Genomic DNA, 715 nt, shown 5'->3' with positions numbered 1-715 from the left:
AGGTCCGAGGCCGCTTCCAGCAGGCTCTGATCGTGTTTCACCAGGTTGGCGTAGAGCGGCAGGATCATAAACGGCAGATAGGAATAGACCACCCCGATATACACCGCGAGGTTGGTATTGAGGATCTGCAACGGCTCGCTGATCAGCCCGGTCCACATCAGGAACGCGTTCAACAGCCCGTTGTTGCTGAGAATCCCCATCCAGGCGTAGACGCGGATCAGGATCGCGGTCCAGGTCGGCATCATGATCAGCAGCACCAGCACGGTCTGCAATTCCTTGCGCGCGCTGGCAATCGCGTAGGCCATCGGATAACCGATCAACAGGCACAGCAGCGTGCTGAAGAAGGCCATCTTCAACGAGCCGAGGTAGGCCGCCAGGTACAGGTCGTCGTCCCCCAGCATCGTGTAGTTGCCGAGGTTGAGGATGATCTGCAGCTTCTGTTCGACGAAGCTGTAGATCTGTGTGTAGGGCGGAATCGCCACGTCCGCTTCGGCGAAGCTGATCTTCAGGACGATGAAGAACGGCAGCATGAAGAACAGGAACAACCAGAGGAAGGGAATCCCGATCACCGCGTGGCGGCCACTGGGGATTATTCGTTGCACCAGGGACTTGAGTTTCATGAGCGCAGTACCACGCCGCTGTCGTCTTCCCACCAGACGTAGACTTCATCGCCCCAGGTCGGACGCTGGCCCTGGCGCTCGGCGTTGGCGACGAA

At 58.9% G+C, this 715-nt stretch carries 2 protein-coding genes; both read right to left on the bottom strand.

Features of this window, described 5'->3' with window-relative positions:
- On the bottom strand, window positions 1-590 hold a 590-nt coding region (locus AC07VG_RS33455; RefSeq protein ID WP_495022573.1), incomplete at its 3' end, for an ABC transporter permease.
- Between the two features lie 26 nt (window positions 591-616).
- Window positions 617-715: TOBE domain-containing protein (locus tag AC07VG_RS33450; protein WP_495022572.1), on the bottom strand; the 99-nt coding region annotated here is incomplete at its 5' end.

The organism is Pseudomonas sp. GW821-FHT03C07 (genome assembly GCF_059420925.1).
This window is presented reverse-complemented; position numbering and strand designations above follow the sequence as displayed.